Origin of the sequence: Streptomyces sp. NPDC028722 (genome assembly GCF_040637655.1) — a bacterium.
GTDB lineage: Bacteria > Actinomycetota > Actinomycetes > Streptomycetales > Streptomycetaceae > Streptomyces.
The window spans coordinates 1-17399 of sequence record NZ_JBEZWU010000057.1; the positions used below are offsets into that span (position 1 = coordinate 1).

At 69.7% G+C, this 17399-nt stretch carries 12 protein-coding genes and 5 pseudogenes; 11 read left to right on the forward strand and 6 right to left on the reverse strand.

Going from position 1 to position 17399, the window contains the following annotated elements:
- Nucleotides 1-11: 11 nt before the first annotated feature.
- Entirely contained in the window at nucleotides 12-740 is a 729-nt protein-coding gene (locus AB0F03_RS36705; protein WP_362000562.1) for a DUF5127 domain-containing protein, read from the reverse strand.
- A 352-nt stretch (nucleotides 741-1092) separates the two neighbouring features.
- Here AB0F03_RS36705 and AB0F03_RS36710 point away from each other — a divergent pair.
- From AB0F03_RS36710 to AB0F03_RS36745, 8 genes and pseudogenes are all read left to right on the forward strand, one after another.
- Nucleotides 1093-1347: pseudogene (locus AB0F03_RS36710) on the forward strand (beta-1,3-glucanase family protein); the annotation flags it as partial.
- Nucleotides 1348-1365: 18 nt separating this feature from the next.
- Nucleotides 1366-1827: pseudogene (locus AB0F03_RS36715) on the forward strand (serine hydrolase); the annotation flags it as partial.
- A gap of 513 nt (nucleotides 1828-2340) precedes the next feature.
- Nucleotides 2341-3657 carry a hydrolase gene (locus tag AB0F03_RS36720; RefSeq protein WP_362000564.1) on the forward strand — a complete coding sequence of 439 codons (1317 nt, stop codon included), beginning with the start codon at nucleotides 2341-2343 and terminating at the stop codon, nucleotides 3655-3657.
- A gap of 281 nt (nucleotides 3658-3938) precedes the next feature.
- Nucleotides 3939-6191, forward strand: a complete 2253-nt coding sequence (locus AB0F03_RS36725) for a HAMP domain-containing protein (RefSeq protein ID WP_362000565.1) — start codon at nucleotides 3939-3941, stop codon at nucleotides 6189-6191.
- 16 nt (nucleotides 6192-6207) lie between these two features.
- Nucleotides 6208-7671 (forward strand): poly-gamma-glutamate synthase PgsB, encoded by a 1464-nt coding sequence (pgsB, locus tag AB0F03_RS36730; RefSeq protein ID WP_362000568.1) that lies wholly within the window; start codon nucleotides 6208-6210, stop codon nucleotides 7669-7671.
- Nucleotides 7668-8150, forward strand: coding sequence for a poly-gamma-glutamate biosynthesis protein PgsC/CapC (locus AB0F03_RS36735; RefSeq protein WP_362000571.1), 483 nt, complete (start codon nucleotides 7668-7670; stop codon nucleotides 8148-8150). Before pgsB ends, AB0F03_RS36735 begins: the two co-directional genes overlap by 4 nt.
- Nucleotides 8151-8191: 41 nt before the next feature.
- Entirely contained in the window at nucleotides 8192-9262 is a 1071-nt protein-coding gene (locus tag AB0F03_RS36740; RefSeq protein ID WP_362000574.1) for an NlpC/P60 family protein, read from the forward strand.
- Between the two features lie 88 nt (nucleotides 9263-9350).
- Nucleotides 9351-11285 (forward strand): glycosyltransferase family 39 protein, encoded by a 1935-nt coding sequence (locus AB0F03_RS36745; protein WP_362000577.1) that lies wholly within the window; start codon nucleotides 9351-9353, stop codon nucleotides 11283-11285.
- A 103-nt stretch (nucleotides 11286-11388) separates the two neighbouring features.
- On the opposite strand, the gene AB0F03_RS36750 is transcribed toward AB0F03_RS36745, so the two are convergent.
- Nucleotides 11389-11550 (reverse strand): hypothetical protein, encoded by a 162-nt coding sequence (locus AB0F03_RS36750; RefSeq protein WP_362000580.1) that lies wholly within the window; start codon nucleotides 11548-11550, stop codon nucleotides 11389-11391.
- 265 nt (nucleotides 11551-11815) lie between these two features.
- On the opposite strand from AB0F03_RS36750, the pseudogene AB0F03_RS36755 reads away from it, so the two are divergent.
- Nucleotides 11816-12885, forward strand: a pseudogene (locus tag AB0F03_RS36755) (IS701 family transposase); the annotation flags it as partial.
- 94 nt (nucleotides 12886-12979) lie between these two features.
- Here AB0F03_RS36755 and AB0F03_RS36760 read toward each other — a convergent pair.
- The 3 genes and pseudogenes from AB0F03_RS36760 to AB0F03_RS36770 form a co-directional block, all read right to left on the reverse strand.
- A pseudogene (locus AB0F03_RS36760) lies at nucleotides 12980-13603 on the reverse strand (leucine zipper domain-containing protein); the annotation flags it as partial.
- A gap of 8 nt (nucleotides 13604-13611) precedes the next feature.
- A complete protein-coding gene (locus AB0F03_RS36765; protein WP_362000582.1) occupies nucleotides 13612-14625 on the reverse strand; it encodes an NADPH:quinone oxidoreductase family protein in 1014 nt (337 codons plus the stop codon).
- A 46-nt stretch (nucleotides 14626-14671) separates the two neighbouring features.
- Nucleotides 14672-15037, reverse strand: coding sequence for a MerR family transcriptional regulator (locus AB0F03_RS36770; RefSeq protein ID WP_362000585.1), 366 nt, complete (start codon nucleotides 15035-15037; stop codon nucleotides 14672-14674).
- A gap of 176 nt (nucleotides 15038-15213) precedes the next feature.
- On the opposite strand from AB0F03_RS36770, the pseudogene AB0F03_RS36775 reads away from it, so the two are divergent.
- Nucleotides 15214-15434: pseudogene (locus tag AB0F03_RS36775) on the forward strand (kinase); the annotation flags it as partial.
- A gap of 79 nt (nucleotides 15435-15513) precedes the next feature.
- On the opposite strand, the gene AB0F03_RS36780 reads toward AB0F03_RS36775, so the two are convergent.
- Nucleotides 15514-16803 (reverse strand): FAD-dependent monooxygenase, encoded by a 1290-nt coding sequence (locus tag AB0F03_RS36780; protein ID WP_362000588.1) that lies wholly within the window; start codon nucleotides 16801-16803, stop codon nucleotides 15514-15516.
- A 347-nt stretch (nucleotides 16804-17150) separates the two neighbouring features.
- Between AB0F03_RS36780 and AB0F03_RS36785 the strand changes: the two genes are divergently transcribed.
- Entirely contained in the window at nucleotides 17151-17309 is a 159-nt protein-coding gene (locus tag AB0F03_RS36785) for a hypothetical protein (RefSeq protein WP_362000590.1), read from the forward strand.
- The last annotated feature ends 90 nt before the right edge of the window (nucleotides 17310-17399 follow it).

The following is a 17399-nucleotide window of genomic DNA, read 5'->3' on the forward strand; positions in this document are numbered from 1 at the left end:
CAGGGACAAGATCAGCAGACACCCACCAGATCCTGCCGACCCAACACACAACCGCCAAGCCCCACAACGAACTTCATTCTGAAACGATCAGTAAGAACGGTCATTTGGCCGGACTGCTGCTGCGCCCAGGTGATCGGAGTATTGATGTTGCCGTGTGCCCACTCGCCGGAGACATCGACATGGACGTCGACGCTGTGAGGCCGCCCGTCGTTGCTTGCAGCTTGCACGGTGATGTAGCTGAGCGGCACCGACTGGCGCTGGAGATTCCCCAGATCCACCGGGGAGAAGAAGGTGACGGTGAGGGTCACTCCGCCGCCGCTGAGGGTGTAGATCGAGCGGGTAGCGGTGAGCTGGAGCGAGAGCTGCTGCATCGTAGTCAGGGCGGGATCGCCGGGCAGTGCGGGTGATCCGGCGAAGACGTAGGCTGCGCCGTCGATCCTGGCCAGACCGCACAGAGCGGTGACGTGCCCGGTCCAAAAGGTGGCCCAGGTCCCGGCCAGGTTGTCGGCGGGCACCCACGTGGAGAGATAGGGCGAGCGCACGGCCAGCGGCACGGCCGGCGGGCGCAGAGGACTGAAGGTGGAAGCAGCGAGTGACTGAACGGCAGGAGGCTGGGCGGCACGCGCGGTGCCCGTCGTGGATAGCCCGCCGGTGACCGTGGCGGCGGTCAGTACACCGCTCCAGCGCAGAAGCTGGCGACGGCCGGGACGGGGGGTGCTGGAGGCTTGGGTATTCACCATGCGATCCGCTCTCCGTTTCGGTGGGGGTGACGGACGGAGGTCAGGTCCACCCCGTTCTTTGCCGTGAAGGGAGTCCGGAGACGGACGGCGGATCTGACGATCGCGAGAAAGACCGTCAGGTGATCAGCGTCCCCGCGGAGTCGAAGGCCGGGATGCCTGTCGAGGGTGCCTGCGGATGTGCCTTTCTTAGCCGTAGTTGGCTCCGTAACCCAGCCGTCCTTCTGTTGACGGACTATCACCCTTTCGGGGACGGTCCCTGTCGTTTCCCGACGTTTGCCGCCACCGTCGCAGCTGCGCTTGGCCGGTCTCGCCGCTGGTCCCCACCGCGGCGGCAGCGGGAGTCTCGCTCCCCGTGAGACTCGCCAACAACTCCGGCCAGGGCACCGTCTACGCCTATATATCCGGCATCGACAGCAGCGGCTGGCCGGTCTTGGTCTCGGCGAACGGCGCCCTGAACCGGCCGCCCAGCCCGTCGCCCCCGGTGACCCCCATCTCCGCCTACTCCATCGCGCTGGGTGCCTCCGGGTCGGCCGCCAGGACCGTCACGCTGACCGACTACGTCATCGGCGGCCGTGTCCGGTTCTCGGTCGGCCAGAAACTCCAGTTCTTCGTCAACCCGGGCTTCCCCCACTCGCAGCTCTACGAGGCGTAGTTCGGCATGATCGACCCGCCGCGCGACTACAGCGTCTACGACATGTCATGGGTAGGCCCGGCCGCCTCGCTGATATCGACCGTCACGGACCTCAACCGCTTCTACGGCATGCTGCTGGCCGGGGAGATCGTCGACCCGTCGTCGCTGGCGCAGATGCAACGCACTGGCCCGGTCATGTCCCAAGAGGGAAGGACGATCGACTACGGCCTCGGTCTGCACTCGATGGAGGGGCCCGGTCAGGGCGTCTTCTGGGGGCATGGCGGCACGGTCTGGGGTGGTGGGGCGCTGGCCATGACCCGTGCCGACGGCAAGCGGCAGATGGCGGTCGCGGTGAACCTGCAGAGGTGGAATAGGCTCGACTCCTCCGGTAACCCGCAACCCCATCCCATCGACGACGCGCTCGCGGCTCTCTACCGCGTGGCGATGTACGGCTGACCACCCCGGACGCCGCCCCGGCCCAGGCCGACGACCTGTCCGGTCTGTCGCCGGCGTCCCGTCCGCGGACGTCGGACCGCTCCCGGGTTCCGGCTGCGCGGTGCCCGGCGCCCCGCCGCGCTCGCCCGCCCGGCGGGCCGCGCCCCGTCAGCGGTGTCGTCCTGTACGTCGATCCGTACATCGTGTGGGTGCAGGCGCCGCGCGGACCACCGCGCCCCCACCCCGCGCATCTGGTCGGCGAGCGCCTGGAACGCGTACTCCCCGACTTTTCCGGCGCTCCGCCCACCACGGCCGTGAGCAGGAAGTCATCCGGTCCGTCGGACAGGTGCCGCTCCTGCGGCACGGGCTCCTCCCGCCGGTCGAGGCCGGTCTCGCACACCGTCGGCATCCCCGGGCGGACGAATCCGTCCGCCGCCGCGGCGGTACGGTGTGCGGCAGTCGATCGCGCGTTCCGCAATCGCTGACCTACAAGGGGGTTCAATGAAACACCGCCGCCCGCGCCACCGTCGCAGAGTGATCGCCAGAGCGGTCGGTCCGGCGGGAGTGCTGGCCGTCGCGCTGGCTATGGGGACCACGCCGGCGATGGCCGCGGAAAAGACGTCCGACAAGCCTTCGGCCCCCGGGTTCGCAGCCGACCAGCCCGACCGGATCACGCCCTGGGCGCCCGAGAACGACGAGGCGCCGCTGCACCACAAGCCCGTACACCCCGAGGCGCTCACGTCCGCCCGCACGGCCCCGTCCGGCTTGCAGCTCACCATGCCCGCGCCGACCGGGCAGAACAGCGTGGGCATGGTCGGCCTGCACCTCGTCGACAAGTCCCGTACAGATCCCTACGTGCCCGGCGACAAGCCTCGCGAGCTGATGGTGTCGCTCTGGTACCCGGCCACCGCCACGTCCGGGCACTATCAGGCGCCGTGGATGCCGTCGATCTCCGGCGCTCACTTCCTCGCCTCGCGCGGGCTGTCGCCGCAGCAGGTGACCCTGCCGACCACCGCGGGCCATGTCCTCGCCCCGGTGAAGACCAGCCTCGGCAAGCTGCCCGTCCTGCTGTACTCGACCGGGCTGCACTCGGACCGCGCGATGGGCACCGCGCTCGCCCAAGATCTCGCCAGCCGCGGCTACCTCGTCGTCACCGTCGACCACACCCACGACGCCAACGAGGTGCAGTTCCCCGCCCAGCGGCTCGAGCTCAACAGAATGCCGTCGGGTGCCCACTCCTCCGACACGCTCAAGGTGCGTGCGGCCGACATCAAGTTCGTCATCAACGCCCTCGGCAAGATCAGCAGCGGCGGCAACCCCGACGCCGGCCACGCGACGCTCCCCTCGGGGCTGTCGAAGTCGGTGGACACCTCCCGTGTCGGGATGTTCGGCTGGTCGCTGGGCGGCGCGGCGGTCGACACCGCCATGCAGCTCGACAAGCGGATCGATGCCGGTGCCAACCTGGACGGCCAGTTCTTCGGGACAGCGCCGAGCAAGGACTTGGACCGCCCGTTCATGCTCTTCAGCTCCGGCAGCCACAACCGGAACAACGACAGCTCGTGGCGCACGCTGTGGTCGCACCTGAAGGGATACCGGGTCGACATCAAGCTGAAGGGCGCGGCGCACCTGTCGTTCAGCGACAGCGAGTGGATGGTGCCGCAGTGGGCCGGCCTGCTCGGGCTCTCCCGGACTCAGGTCCAGCAGCAGTACGGCACGATCGACCCGAACCGGGCGGTCCAGGTCCAGCGCGTCTACCTCGCGGCCTTCTTCGACCAGGAGCTGCGCCACAAGCACAGCACCCTGCTCGACGGACCCGCCGACACGTACCCGGAGATTTCTTTCGTCCGCTGACCAGACGTCCGAAGGGCCGGGCCTGTTCGCGGGTCCGCCCTTCGGCGCATGGGGGCGGCGGTCCCGCACGGGCCGCCGCCGCGCAGCGGGCCCTGTCATGTACGCCACTTGGGGCGCGAATGTGATGGGGATGTGATCACAGGGGGCTAGGATGTTTGCATAGTCGAACATTTTGGCGCTCAGCGCCGACTGAGGAAGGACCCGCTGCCCTGTCCTCCGCACCTCGAGCGCCGCGCCGCCACCGCACCCGCCGCCGCGCCGACATGCCGATGCTCGGCGGGGTGCGCCCGCCGATAGCCTCGATCGTCGTACTCCTGCTGGTGGTCGCTGCCCTGACCGTGATCGGCCTCGAAGGCATCCCCACCGGGGGCACCCCGCAGGCCGTGCTGAACGGGGAGCAGCAGATCGCCGCGGACACCGCGCTGTCTCTGCGCACCGCGATCGACGCCGAGGCGGGCAGGGTACGCCGTACGGCCGACGCGTACGCGGCGACCAGCACCTCGTCCCCCACCACCGCGCTCAAAGCGCTGAGCTCTGCCAAGAAGGGGGTTCTCGGCCGTGCGCTGCTCGACGCGTACACCGGGAAACTGCTGGCGACCGACGGCAGGGCCGTGCCGCTGGCCGGGGTGGACGTCGCCAGGACGGTGTCCGGGCACCGGGAGATCCCGCCCCGGCTGGTGATGTCGGGCGGCACACGGCAACTGCTGTACTTCGCCAAGGTCACCCTCTCCGCGCAGCAGGACGAACCCGACCAGGACCAGTACGAGGCCCCGAGCCGGCCCGGCCGGCAGTGGCTGCTGGTGGTCTGCGAGCCGCTCCCCGCCCTCACGGCGTACGGCGACGGGCGCACCGCCGAGGTGCTGGACGCGAGCGGCAAGTCGCTCGCCACCGCGGTCCGTGGCACGGCCTCTCCGGCCGCCGCCCGCAGCGGTCTGCCCGCGGCGGCGGCGCGCGCGGCGCACAGGTCGGGGAGCGACACCGACGCCTCGGGAAGCCTGCTGGGTGCCGCCACCGGCAGCCGGCGCACCGTGGCCGGCTGGGCCCAGGTCGCCTCGGCGACCGGTCCGGGCGAAACCGACGATCTCGGTCTGCTGGTGCTCACCTACCGCGCGGCGTCCACCACGACCACCGCCGCCGACTACTCGGGCTTCGCTCTCGAGGCGGCCGGGGCGCTGGCCGTGGTCGCGCTGCTGCTCGGTTCGACGCTGTACTTCTCCCTGCAACAGCCACTGCTGCGGCTGTACCTGTCCGCCGGCCGTCTGGCCCGGGGCGCGACCGGGGACGGGCCGGCCGCGCCGGCGGAGTGGTCCCGGCCGGTTCCGGTCCCTGGCTTGGGGGAAATGGCGCGGATCGGGCGGGCCCTGGATTCACTGCGCGGTCAACTGCTCGGCGAGAGCGGCCCGCGGGAGTTCCCGGCCCGGCGCGGGCCGGGTTACCGGGCGCTGGCCGTGACCGGCATGGTTCTGGTGGCCTGCTGGTCGGTGCCGATGATCTTCGTGCTGAACCGGGCGGACGCCGCGACCGCAGTTCCGGCTCCGGTCCTCGCCGACCAGCAGGCGCGCACCGAGATCGCGACGAACCGGATCCGGCAGTCTCTCGACCGGTCGTACACCGACCTGAGCGAGACGGCCGCGAGCCTGCCGGGCCGGAGCCGGGACGCCCAGACCGAGGTTCTGCGCAAGTCCCTCGCCGACCACAAGCAGTACCGCTCGCTGTATCTCCTGGACCGCTCGGGCGGCATCACGCTGAGGGTGGGCGGCACACCGCTGCGCACCCTGGTCCACGTGCCCGACGGCGGCGGCATCACCACCGTCAACGCCTCGGGCCCGATACCGGCGATCGCCGCCTACGCGCAGGTCCGGGCCGGCAAGGGCAAGGCCCCGGCGGCCGGGGTGGTGCTGTTCGGCGAGGTCGACGTGAAGGCGCTCAACTCCATACTGCCCAGGCCCAAGCTGGGCAGCGTCTGGGTGACGGACCGCAACGACAAGGTGCTGGCGGCGAGCGTGGGCTACCGCGCCTTCCAATCGCTGCCCGAGTCCGGCCTGACCCGTCTCGCCCGCGCCACCCAGGGTGCCCCGGGGACGACGGGCACCGCGACCTCGGCGGTGCACAGCACGTCCTCCGGCCCATCGGTCGACGCCGCCGCGCCGCTGGCGCAGAATGGCCCGACGGCCCGCCTCGGCTGGCACGTGGTGACCGCTGAGCCCGCGGCGGCGCTCCAGATCCCCGCGGTGCAGGCCGAGCAGCGCACCATGCTCGCGGGCATCCTGGGCCTCGCGGTGGGCGCGGCCGGCCTGGGCTGGCTGCATGTCGTGGTGGTCCGACCGCTGCGCGCGGTCGCCGTGCTCGCCGAACGGCTCGCCGGCGGAGACCGCCGCACCGTGCTGCACCCGGTCAACCACGACGAGATCGGCTCGGTCACCCGCAGCCTGGAGCTGGTGCGCCAGGTCCTGGCGGAACGCGACCGGACGGCCAGATCCGGCCAGGCCGCCGGGCCTTCCCAGCCCCTGCGTGAGAACACCCTCCAGCGGTAGAAAGATGGAAACCGGCGTGCTCTTCCTCTATGTCGTCGTCCTGCTGTGCTGCGCCGCTCTGTGGATCGCCGGAATCCTCGAGCAGCGGCGGCACTTCGCCTCGCTGGAGCAGATACCCACGCGGGTGCTGGTCAACGGCATCCGGGGCAAGAGTTCGATCACCCGGCTGTGCGCGGGCGCGCTGCGCGGCGGTGGCCTGATCACGGTGTCCAAGACCACCGGCACCGCGGCCCGGTTCATCCATCCGGACGCCACCGAGGAGCCGGTGTACCGCAAGTTCGGCATCTCCAACATAGTCGAGCAGATCGGCATCGTACGGCGGGCGGCGGCCTACCGGCCGGACGCCCTGGTGATCGAATGCATGGCGGTGATGCCCGCGTTGCAGGAGATCAACCAGGAGAAACTGATCCGTTCCACGATCGGCGTGCTGTGCAACGTCCGCGAGGACCATCTGGAGGAGATGGGGCCGACGCTGGACGACGTCGCCCGCTCGCTCTCCCGCTCGATGCCAGTGGGCGGGGTGTGTGTGACGGCGGAGAAGGACCGGCTGCACATCCTCCAGGAGGAGGCCGACAAGCGGAACTGCCGGCTGATCGCGGTCGATCCGGAGTCGGTGACCGACGCCGAACTGCGCGGCTTCAGCTGGTTCACCTTCAAGGAGAACGTGGCGATCGCGCTCGCCGTCGCCGAACTGCTCGGCGTGGAGCGGCAGACCGCGATGCAGGGCATGTGGGACGCGCCGCCCGATCCGGGCGTGCTGTCCGTGGAGCGCTACGTCACCCACGATCGCAAGCGGCTGCGGTTCGCCAACGTCTTCGCGGCCAACGACCCCGAGTCGACGCTGATGAACGTCAAGCAGCTGGAGGATCTGGGCGCGATCAGACGGCCGATCGGCGTGGTCATCAACTGTCGCCCGGACCGGGTGGAGCGCAACGGCCAGATGGGCACGATCGTCCCCGACCTCGCCGCCGAGACGGTGTTTCTGATCGGCCACCCGACCAAGAGCGCCCGTGACGCGATCCCGGACGGCTTCACCGGGCGGGTGGTGGACCTCGGCGGCGACCGCCGGGACCCCCGGGAAGTGACCGCGGCGATCCTCGCGGAACTCGGCCCGGACTCCTCACTGGTGGCGATCGGCAACATCCACGGCCAGGGCGAGCTGTTCCTGGAGTGCCTCGCCGAACTGCCGCTGGACGACTCCGAGGTCCCGTTCGACGCTGTTCCCGACGGCGACGGTCTGGACCAGGAGACCATGCAGATCGCCCTACCCCGGCCGCGGGTCTCGGTGGCCCGACCACCCGAGCCGGAGCCGTACAGCTGGGTGGCCCCGCTGGAGACACCGACGTTCGCCTTCCGCATCCCTGAGCAGCGCGAACTCACCCGCCGGTTCGCCGGTCGCCAGGACCGGCCCGACGACCAGAGCGCCGCGGACAACCCGCAACAGTCCTACGATGTCTCCCAGTTCACGAGGAACCCGTGATCCCCGCCAATCTCAACGCACAGACCGCCGCGCTCGGGATCGCCCTCGGGCTGGTCTTCTCGCTCGTCTGCTATCTGACCACCAACCTCTCCCCCGGGGGGATGATCACCCCGGGCTGGATCGCCCTCACACTCGTCACCGACGTGCGGATGGCCGGGCTGATGGTCGTCGTGGCAGCGGGAACGTACTTGCTGATGAAGCTGGTGCAGCGCACGGTGATCCTCTACGGCAAGCGGCTGTTCGCCGCCGTCGTACTGTGCGCGGTGCTGATGCAGACCACCGTGATGCTCACCCTCAGCCACGAGTTTCCGCTGCTGTACACGTCACAGACCCTTGGCTTCATCGTCCCCGGCCTGGTCTCGTACCAGATGGCCCGTCAGCCGCTGGCGGCCACGGTCATCTCGACCACAGCGGTGACCCTGGCCACTTACGTGGTGCTCGTCGCCGGTCTGCTGACCGGGGCCCTGCCCACCGGCTGACCCGCTCGCCCCCCTCACCTCACAGTCCAGGAGGATCGGCCATGCATTCCGTACCTGACGGCAGACGAACCGGCCCGACTCGCCGCGCCGTGTTCCGGACGATCGCGGGCGTGGCGGCCGCCGGGGCCGCGGGCGGGTATGCCTGGGACCGCCTCCGGCACGACAGCACCGGTACGGCAGGCGCGAACTCCGGCCCGAGCGCCCGGTCCACCGGGCCCCACACCTTCGAGCGGCTGTCCGCCCCCGGCCGCACCGTGGTCCGCGCCGGCGACGGCGGCACGCTCGCCACTTTCACCGACGGCGCCCGTACGGCCGTACTCACCGGGCCCAGCCGCACCTTCAGCGAGCCGCGCACCACCGAGGCCAAGGTGACCACCGACGCCTGGGTGCGGGTGCTGCCGCACGCGTGGCAGCGGGGCATGGAGACGTCCGCCTGGTTCAAGGGCTGGTTCCGCAAGACACTCGTCGACAGCAGCCCGGACGTCTTCGCCGTGGCGTTCCAGTACAGCAGCGCCGGGGCGCCCGCCAAGCACAACGCTGACGGCGTGCGCTACGCGGGCACCGCGCACTTCGGCCCGCGCAATGCCGAGGTCGACAACCCGCTGGACTTCGCCTTCCACGACGAGCAGTCCGACTTCTACGACTATCTGGGCACGGACTGGACCTTCCCGGACGGCACGCGTGTGCAGCCGGAGAAGGCCCGCTACGGCGATGTCGACTGCTCCGGCTTCCAGCGTCTGGTGTGGGGCTACCGCATGGGCATCCCCCTGCACAACACCAACACCCGGGGCGCCGGTCTGCCGCGCCGCGCCTTCGCTATCGCCGCCTACGGCCCCGGCCACTTGGTGATCCCCCACACCGGCCGGCAGCAGGCCACCGACCTGGGCGTCCTGCAACCCGGCGACCTGGTCTTCTTCGCCATCATCAAGGACCGGCCGGACTTCATCGACCACTGCGGCATGTACATGGGCCTCGACGACCAGGGCCGGCACCGCTTCTACTCCAGTCGCTCCGCCGCCAACGGCCCGACTCTGGGTGACCTGTCGGGCCGCTCGCTGCTGGACGGCACCGACTTCTACGCCCGCGGCTTCCGGGCGGCCCGCCGCCTGTGACACCGGCGCGTTCGTTCGATGTCGCCGCGGTGACTCCGCCGCGTGTGCACCGCCGCTTCACCTGACCTGCTGACCGAGGACCACTGCCATGACCGCCATCCCCGCCGCCCAGCCCACCGGAGCGCAGCAAGGCCGTCGGGCGGCGAACCGCCGCTCCGGCCTCGCGGAGGACGGCCCGCGCTGGGAGCGCCCGGCGCTCGCCGCGGTGCTGGCCGTCGCCACGGTGCTGTACTCCTGGGGCATCGGGCACGCCGCGCTCCACCCCTTTTACGGTGCGGCGATACGCTCGATGGCCAGCAGCCCGCGTGCGTTCTTCTTCGGTGGGCTCGACGCCGCTGGTTCGATCAGCATCGACAAGCTGCCCGGCGCCTTCTGGCCCGACGCCGTCTCCGTCTGGATCTTCGGCCCGCACACCTGGGCGGCCGCGCTTCCGCAGGTCGTCGAGGGCGTCCTCACCGTATGGCTGTTGCACCGGATCGTACGGGCCTGGGCCGGTCCGTTCGCCGCACTGACTGCCGCGCTGACGCTCACCCTCACCCCGGTCACCGTGGCGCTCAACCGTGCCACCATCCCGGACACCGCGCTCACTCTGCTCCTGGTGGCGGCCGCCGGAGCGTTGCAGAAGGCGGTGCGCACCGAGCGGCTGCTGCCGCTGATCACCAGCGGGGTCTGGGTCGGCCTCGCCTTCCAGGCGAAGATGCTGCAGGCGTGGCTGGTGCTGCCGGTCTTCGCCGCCGTGTACCAACTCGTCGCGCCCGGCACGGCGTCCAGGCGGGCCGTGCGCGTCCTGCTGGGCGGTGCGGTCACGCTGGCGGTCTCCTGCTCCTGGATGCTGATCGCCTGGCTGACACCGGCAACCGACCGCCCGTACTTCGACGGAACCTCCGACAACGATCCGTTCGCCCTGGTCTTCGGCTACAACGGCTTGAGCCGTTTCAGCAGCGATCCCACCGCGTTCGGCGCCGTGCCGGGCACCGCCGCCAGCCGCACCACCGGTAACACCGGCTGGGACATGCTCATCAACCACACGGTCGGCCCGCAAGTCGCCTGGCTGCTGCCGCTCGCTGTGGTCGCCGCAGTCCTGGGCGTCGCCCGGCGCGCCCGACGACCGCGAACTGACCGTCCGCGCGCGGGGTTCTTGATGTGGGGTGGCTGGCTGGCCGTACACATCCTGGTGTTCAGCGTCTCCAACGGCAACCACGCCTACTACACGGCCGTCATCGCCCCGGCGCTCGCCGCGCTGACCGGTGGCGGGCTTGCACTCTTCCGGTCGGAGTACGAGGCGAAGTACGAGCCGGAGCAGAAGGCGGAGTACGAAGCGGCCGGCCGGTGGCACATGGCGCTGCCGACGATGATCGCGCTGACGGCGGCGTGGGCGCTGATCCTCGACTGGCCGACCCGATTCCTCTCCTGGCTGCTGCCGGTCGCCGTGATGCTCGCGCTGTGCGGCGTGGTGGGCCTGTGGAGCCGCGGGCCGCGCACCTCCCCACGGAGGATCCATGCCGCCCTCGCCGCCGGCATCGCGGCCACCCTGGTCGTACCGGCCGGCTGGGCCGTCTCCAGCCTCAACCCGCTCTACGCGGGCGCCGCCACCTCGCCGATGGCCGGTCCGGTCGGCAAGTCGTACAACGAGCATCACCGTCACGCTCCGCGGAGGAGAGGGCTCGACCGGCCCAGCGCCCGCGACACCGCCCTGCTCGACTACCTCACCACGCACCGCCACGGCGAGAAGTACCTGCTTGTCACCCAGGCCGCCTACACCGCCGAGCCTCTACTGCGCGCCAAGTCCGAACCCATCCTCGTCATGGGCGGCTTCACCGGCAGTACCCCTTTCCCGAACGCTCGGCAGCTCGACAGCCTCGTCACCGCCCACCAACTGCGTTATGCGCTGCTCACCACCCAGCGCCCCACCACTTCCGCCACCACCTGGGTGAAGTCCCACTGTGTGCGCGTCCGGCCCACCGCCTACGGGCTCCGCACCGACGGCAGCTTCACCCTCTACGACTGCGCTCGCCCGAGCTGAGCCGACGCCCGCCCGGCCAGATCCTCGGCGCTTTTCACTGTGAGCAGTGGGCGGCAGGAGAGGGCGCGCCCCCCTCACCCTCGTCCCCGGCCCAAGGCAATGGTCAAGGGAAGAGTCCATTTCGGCCGTCTGCGCCCAGGGCGGCATTGCGCGCGGGGATCAGCGGCCCACGCGCGATGGCAACCTGCGCGCTGACGACCGCCCGCGCCCGCTGGGCGGGGTTCGTGTACGCCTCGCGGATCAGCGCCAGGCTGGTGGGCATCATCGCACCCGCACCCGCGCCCTGCACCAGCCGGGCCCCGATGACGTATCAACGACCGACCTGGCCACCAGTCACGACAAGCACCGTTGCAGTACTGGTACTCCAGCAACGTTCCGCTGTCTGGCCTCGTCAGAGGCATCGTCGGGAGTGTGGTTGGCTGCTGGCAATGCCAGGGGCGTCTTGCCGGACCGCCCCTCCAACGAATGACATCGAGAACAGTCTGAGTGGGGATAAGGGCAGCCTCCCGCGTGATCGACGACCTGCCGACGTGACCTGGGATCGTGAACTCGAGGACCTCTTCCTGCGTATCGGCCACCGTTTCGGCCGCGCCGACCTGCGACGCCGCATGCGTGACTACGTCCGCGCCCTGCTCGGCCCGGTCGGCCGCAAAATGGCTGGCAACTGGCCGAACACGCAGGCCACCGCACCCCCGACGGCCTGCAACGGCTGCTGAACGGAGCTACCTGGAAAGCCGACGACGTCCGCGACGACCTGCAGACATACGTCGCCGACAAGCCCGGTGAGGCCGACGGAGTCCTCCTCCTCGACGACACTGGCTTCGTCAAGAAGGGCACCACCTCCGCGGGGGTGCAACGCCAGTACTCCGGCACTGCCGGCCGCACCGAGAACTGTCAGATCGGCATCTTCGCCGCCTACTCCACCACCCGCGCACGCGCCCTGGTGGACCGCGAGCTGTATCTGCCCAAGTCCTGAACGGACGACCGGGAACGCTGCCGCGCCGCCAAGATTCCTGATGGGAGAGGTTTCGCCACCAAACCAGAGCTGGCCAGGGCAATGGTGCTGCGCGCACTCGCCTCCCCGCTGCCGATCGCCTGGGTGACCGCGGATGCCGCCTACGGCCAGGAGCGGCGCTTTCGCCGGATGCTGGAAGAAGCCGCAGTCGGCTACGTGCTCGCCGTCCCGAAGTCCCAGCCGGGGCCCCGCTTCGGCCGGATCAACTGTCTCTTCGGCCAAGCGCCGGATGAGGCATGGGAGCAACGTTCGTGCGGCGACGGCGCCAAGGGCCCGCGCGTCTACGACTGGGCGGCCGTCCAGCTCCCGGTGATCGAGGACTTCGACGGTGAGCAGCCCACCCCTCACCGCTGGGCGCTGGCCCGGCGCAGTATCAGCAGACCTGATCAGATCGCCTACTACCTCGCATACGCGCCGGTGGGCACCGGCGCCGACCAGCTCGTGCGCGTTGCCGGGCGCCGGTGGGCGATCGAGGACTGCTTCCAGACCGCGAAGAACGAGTGCGGCCTGGACCAGTACGAAGTCGGCCGCTGCGTCGGTTGGATGAGGCACATCACTCTGGCCATGCTCGCGCATGCCTTTCTCGCGGCCCACGGCTGCACAGGCGGCGGCAAAGTCCCGGACGATCATGCTGCGAGGCTCTTCTCGCCTCGTGCTGCGGTGTTGAGCTGGAGAGAAGGGCCTTCTCATCGGGCAGTGCTTCGGTGTAGGCGAGCCGGCTGTATCCGTCGACCGCGGAGTGCAGGTAGATGTAGCCGCTCCGTGCACCCTTTGTCTTGCGTCGCTCGACAGTCTTGGCCTGGTGACTTCCGCGTCCGTGGATTCGCCGGCCGCCGCCGTCTGGGATTCGGCCGACCTTCTTCACGTCGATGTGGACCATGTGTCCCGGACGGCGAGCGATGATCTTCCGCGGTTCCCGGTTTGTGTCGCCGCTAGGATCGATGAACCGACGCCGGTTCAGGCCGAGAGCCTGCAGATGCCGCGATACGGTGCGCCGACTGAGCGAAATTCCCTCGGCCTGGAACGAAAAGGCGATCCGGGACGCGGACCATTTCTCGGCACGGCGGAGTGCCTCGATCCTGGTTACAACGACAGAACTCGTCGCCGTCGGCTGGTGTCGGGGTGCTGAGGAACGGTCCAGGAGACCGAGTTCACCGTGCCGTCGGTAGCGGTTGACCCATTTCGACGCGCAGGCACGGGAGATGCCCATTTCGGCCGCCACGTGGGCGATCGGGCGGTGCTGACAACGCTGCACGAGTCGCAGCCGCCCCTCGGGGGACAGCCGAGCATTGCGGTGAAGCACAGGCGTTCCTAACGCCAGGGATCGAGGACGAGCTTGCCACGGGTCTGGCCCGCTGCGAGTTGCTCCAGCACCTTGGCCCCCTCGGCCAGGGGGTGAACCTGGGGGGTGCCGGGCGGATATACCCCGTGGGCGATGAGGGCCTCGAGCTCGACGAGCAACGCCTGGTAGAGAGACGGGGCAGCGACCGCCAGCGCACCGATGTGCAGCCCCTTGACCTGGACCTGGTGGGTAAAGACCAGATCGCGCGTGGTCAGGGTGGCGTCACCGGATGCCGCGCCGAACACGACGATGCGCCCGGTGAAGGGCTTGGTGACCGACAGGCTGGTCTTGAACGTGGCCCGTCCCACCGACTCCAGGACCAGATCGACCCCGCCGGTCAGGCGAATAATCTCCTGTGCCAGGTCGGGGCGCCGACTGTCCAGGACCTCGTCGGCACCGAGTGCTTTGACGGTGTCGTGCTTTGTGGGTGACGCTGTGGCGATCACTCGCGCACCGTAGTGGCGGGCAAGGCGGACGGCGGCCTGCCCCACGCCCCCGGCCGCTGCCTGGACAAGCGCCACCTCGCCCGCCTTGATCTCGCCCAGGGTCTTCAGTGCTGCCAAGGCAGTGGCCCAGTTCAGCACCAGACCGAGAGCTTCGGTATCGCTCCAGCCGGACGGCACGGTCAGTACACCCGCAGCCGGCATCGTCATGTACTGCGCGAAGGCGCCCGGACCGGTTCCGACAACATGGGTGCCGAGCTGAAGGGGGCTGTCGACGTCCGGGCCGACCCCCACGATCTCGCCGGCGGCCTCGAAACCCGCCACATACGGCGCCTGCGGGCCCCCTCCGTACGTTCCATGGGTCTGCATCACGTCAGCGAAGTTGACCCCTGCAGCCCCGACGCGGATCAGATACTCGCCGGGCCCCGGGGTGGGCCGACGATGATCGGTCGTGAGGGCCAGATCCTTCGGTCCCAGGTGCGATCGCTGGACCAGTGCCCGTACCGTCTGCTCGGCAATGTGCTGCTCGTCGATCTCCATGCACCGAACGTAGAAAGCTGACACTTGCGTCAAGGTCAAGTGACGGTCAGAGATCAGTGGGGCGGGCTTCGCGGAGGTAGGCGTCGAGTGCTGCCTGCTGATCGCTGAGAACGGCAATGCGGGCGGCGAGCCGATCGCGATAACTGCGTACCTCGTGCAGAAACTCCGCGCACACAGCGTCGGCTCCGGGATGGGACACGTCGGTGAGGCTGGGGAGGACATCCCTGATCAACCGCACGGGCAGCCCGGAGTCCAGCAGCGAGCGGATGGCGAGCACCCGGTCGATCGTGGACTGGCAGTAGTCGCGGAACCCATTGTCGAAACGGCCAGGGACGATCAAGCCCTCATCCTCGTAGTGCCGCAACGATCTCGCACTCACACCGCTGACTCTGGAAGCTTCGCCGATCTTCATACCTGCAGCCAATGTCCAGGAGCGCCGCGGTCTTCCAACTCGCGCTACGACGAAGCGTGAGGTGCTCAGGCGTCACCAACCTCATCCCCCGCAACAGGTGGGCCCTGGACGGCACGTTCGAGCGGATACTCCGGGCCGCCCAGGCGAGGGCGGAGGCGACCGGAGACATCGACTGCCTCCACGTGCCCTTCGAGGAGACGGTGCTCCGGCACGCGACGAAACCAGATGCCGAATACCTTGCGCACGTCAACGAGGGTCACCTACGCGACTGGTACCGAAAGCAGGACCTGCTCCCGACGGCCTGGAGACCGTCATCGACGCGGCCAGCACCCTGGACGAGACGGTCCAACAGATCCTCTCCGAGAGCGGCCTGGACGGCATTCTCCCGATGGACCGCCTTGAGCGACACATCCCAGCGCTCGCTGATCGCTCCGGCGATGAGCGAGCGGAGCGAGCGATCCGGCTGAGACCCCGGGCTACGGCTTGGCTGACGAGGTGATCGGCGATCCGGCCGGGGCTGCGGAGTCCGGCGCCCCCGCGTAGTCGGGCAGCTCGATACCGTTGATCGCGCGCCCGACCAGTGCGGTGAACCATTCACCGGCGAAATCGGGGCGCGGCTCGGTGTCTGGCCCGGGGACGTCGCGGCTGCGGGCGTTCAATCGGCCGATCTCCTGGTTGGCCTCGACGAACGAGCGCATCCGCGCCTCGTAGCGGGCGAACCCGGTGTCGGGTTCCCACTTGGCGGCGGCCAGCTCTCCGGCCAGCAGGTAGGCGCCGACCAGTGCCAGCCCGGTGCCCTGCCCGGACATCGGCGACGAGCTGAACGCCGCGTCCCCGAGCAGCCCCACCCGTCCGCTCGACCAGCGGTCCATCACCACCTGGGCGACCTGGTCGAGGTAGAAGTCCGGGGTGTTGTCCAGGTGCGCGAGGATGTCCGGGGCCAGCCAGCCCAGGCCCGCCATCCGCTCACGCAGCAGGCGCTTCTGGGCCGCGACGTCACGGTAATCGACGTCGAGGTCGCCCGAGGCGAAATAGAACATGGACATCGCCCGGGTGGCGTCCTGGATGGGTCGCAGAAGGGCGGAGCGCCCGGACTCCTGGTCCTGGTACTCAAGCAGCCAGCGGTCCAGTCCGAACTCGTTGGGCACACTGTAGAAGGCCAGCACGTGCCCGAGGTGGCGCAGGAATCGCTCATGCGGCCCGAAGACCATCGCTCGCAGCGGCGAGTGCAGCCCGTCAGCCCCGACCACCAGGTCGAAGCGCCGCCGGTTGCCGCCCGCGAACACCACGTCGACGCCGTCCGCGTCCTGGGTGAGCTCGACGATTCGGTCGCCGAACATGTACTCGACGCCGTCGCGAGTGTCGTCGTAGAGCAGCTGGGACAGGTCCCCGCGCAGGATCTCGATGTCCGCGATGAACCCGTCGCCACCGTCGTCGGACGCACGGAAGGTCTCCAGTATCTGCCCGTCCGCGTCCACGGTGTGCGCGCCGGCGGTGTCGGTGCAGGCCGCGCGGACCGCCGCGTCCAGCCCCATGCGCCTGATGACCTCCTTGGCGACCCCGCGCGCGTCCACCGCCTGCCCCCCGGGACGCAGTTCGGGAGCCCGCTCCACCACGGTCACCTCGGCCCCCCGCCGGCGCAACCAGTGGGCCAGCGCGGGTCCCGCGATGCTCGCCCCCGCCACCAACACCTCGGGACCGCTCACCCGCGTCTCCTGCTCGCCCGTTCGGATGGTGTGCTCCTGCTCGGAGTCGTCGACGCCCATCACTGCCTCCAATGCGCTTCCCTCCCGCGCTGGAACCTTCCCAGCACAGACCCACCTCGGTCGGTGGATCCGGCGGTATCGACTGCGGATCCGCACAAAACTCATCGGTACGGCCGCAATCGCGATCTGCGCGCAGCACGGTGAGATCCTGAAAGGACCAGCGAGAACGGACGGGACACCCTGACCTGCGCGCTTAACCTTCGGACTGGAGTCGAACGTATTCCAGCAGGCGACCGCTGCACTGAACCAGCTCGATGGGTGGATCGCCGACGAGGAGCGGCGCGGCCTTCCCCGAGCTGCACTCCGGCGCGGTCCAGCTCCCCGATGCGACGGCCCTCGCTGGGGAAGTGATCGTATGGGAATCCGGCCGGCTCGCCTCCGAGCGGCTCCAGGGCCGCCGCCTCCAACGGCGAGGCCCCGGCGCGGTCCGGCTCGCCGAGCAGTGGCCCGCCCATTACGTGGCCTTCGACGTGCTGCGGCTGGAGGGCACCGACACCACCACCTAGGCCGTTTCGTTCGGATCATCTGATCGTTGGTTCGGGTGTGCCGTTGACTGACGCGCAGTGGGCGCGGATCGAGCCGTTGCTTCCGGACCG

Coding starts and splice junctions, on each gene's coding strand:
- AB0F03_RS36750 (WP_362000580.1), bottom strand. CDS start 11,550: ATGATGCCCACCAGCCTGGCGCTGATCCGCGAGGCGTACACGAACCCC.
- AB0F03_RS36705 (WP_362000562.1), bottom strand. CDS start 740: ATGGTGAATACCCAAGCCTCCAGCACCCCCCGTCCCGGCCGTCGCCAG.
- AB0F03_RS36745 (WP_362000577.1), top strand. CDS start 9,351: ATGACCGCCATCCCCGCCGCCCAGCCCACCGGAGCGCAGCAAGGCCGT.
- AB0F03_RS36765 (WP_362000582.1), bottom strand. CDS start 14,625: ATGGAGATCGACGAGCAGCACATTGCCGAGCAGACGGTACGGGCACTG.
- AB0F03_RS36740 (WP_362000574.1), top strand. CDS start 8,192: ATGCATTCCGTACCTGACGGCAGACGAACCGGCCCGACTCGCCGCGCC.
- AB0F03_RS36770 (WP_362000585.1), bottom strand. CDS start 15,037: ATGAAGATCGGCGAAGCTTCCAGAGTCAGCGGTGTGAGTGCGAGATCG.
- AB0F03_RS36780 (WP_362000588.1), bottom strand. CDS start 16,803: ATGGGCGTCGACGACTCCGAGCAGGAGCACACCATCCGAACGGGCGAG.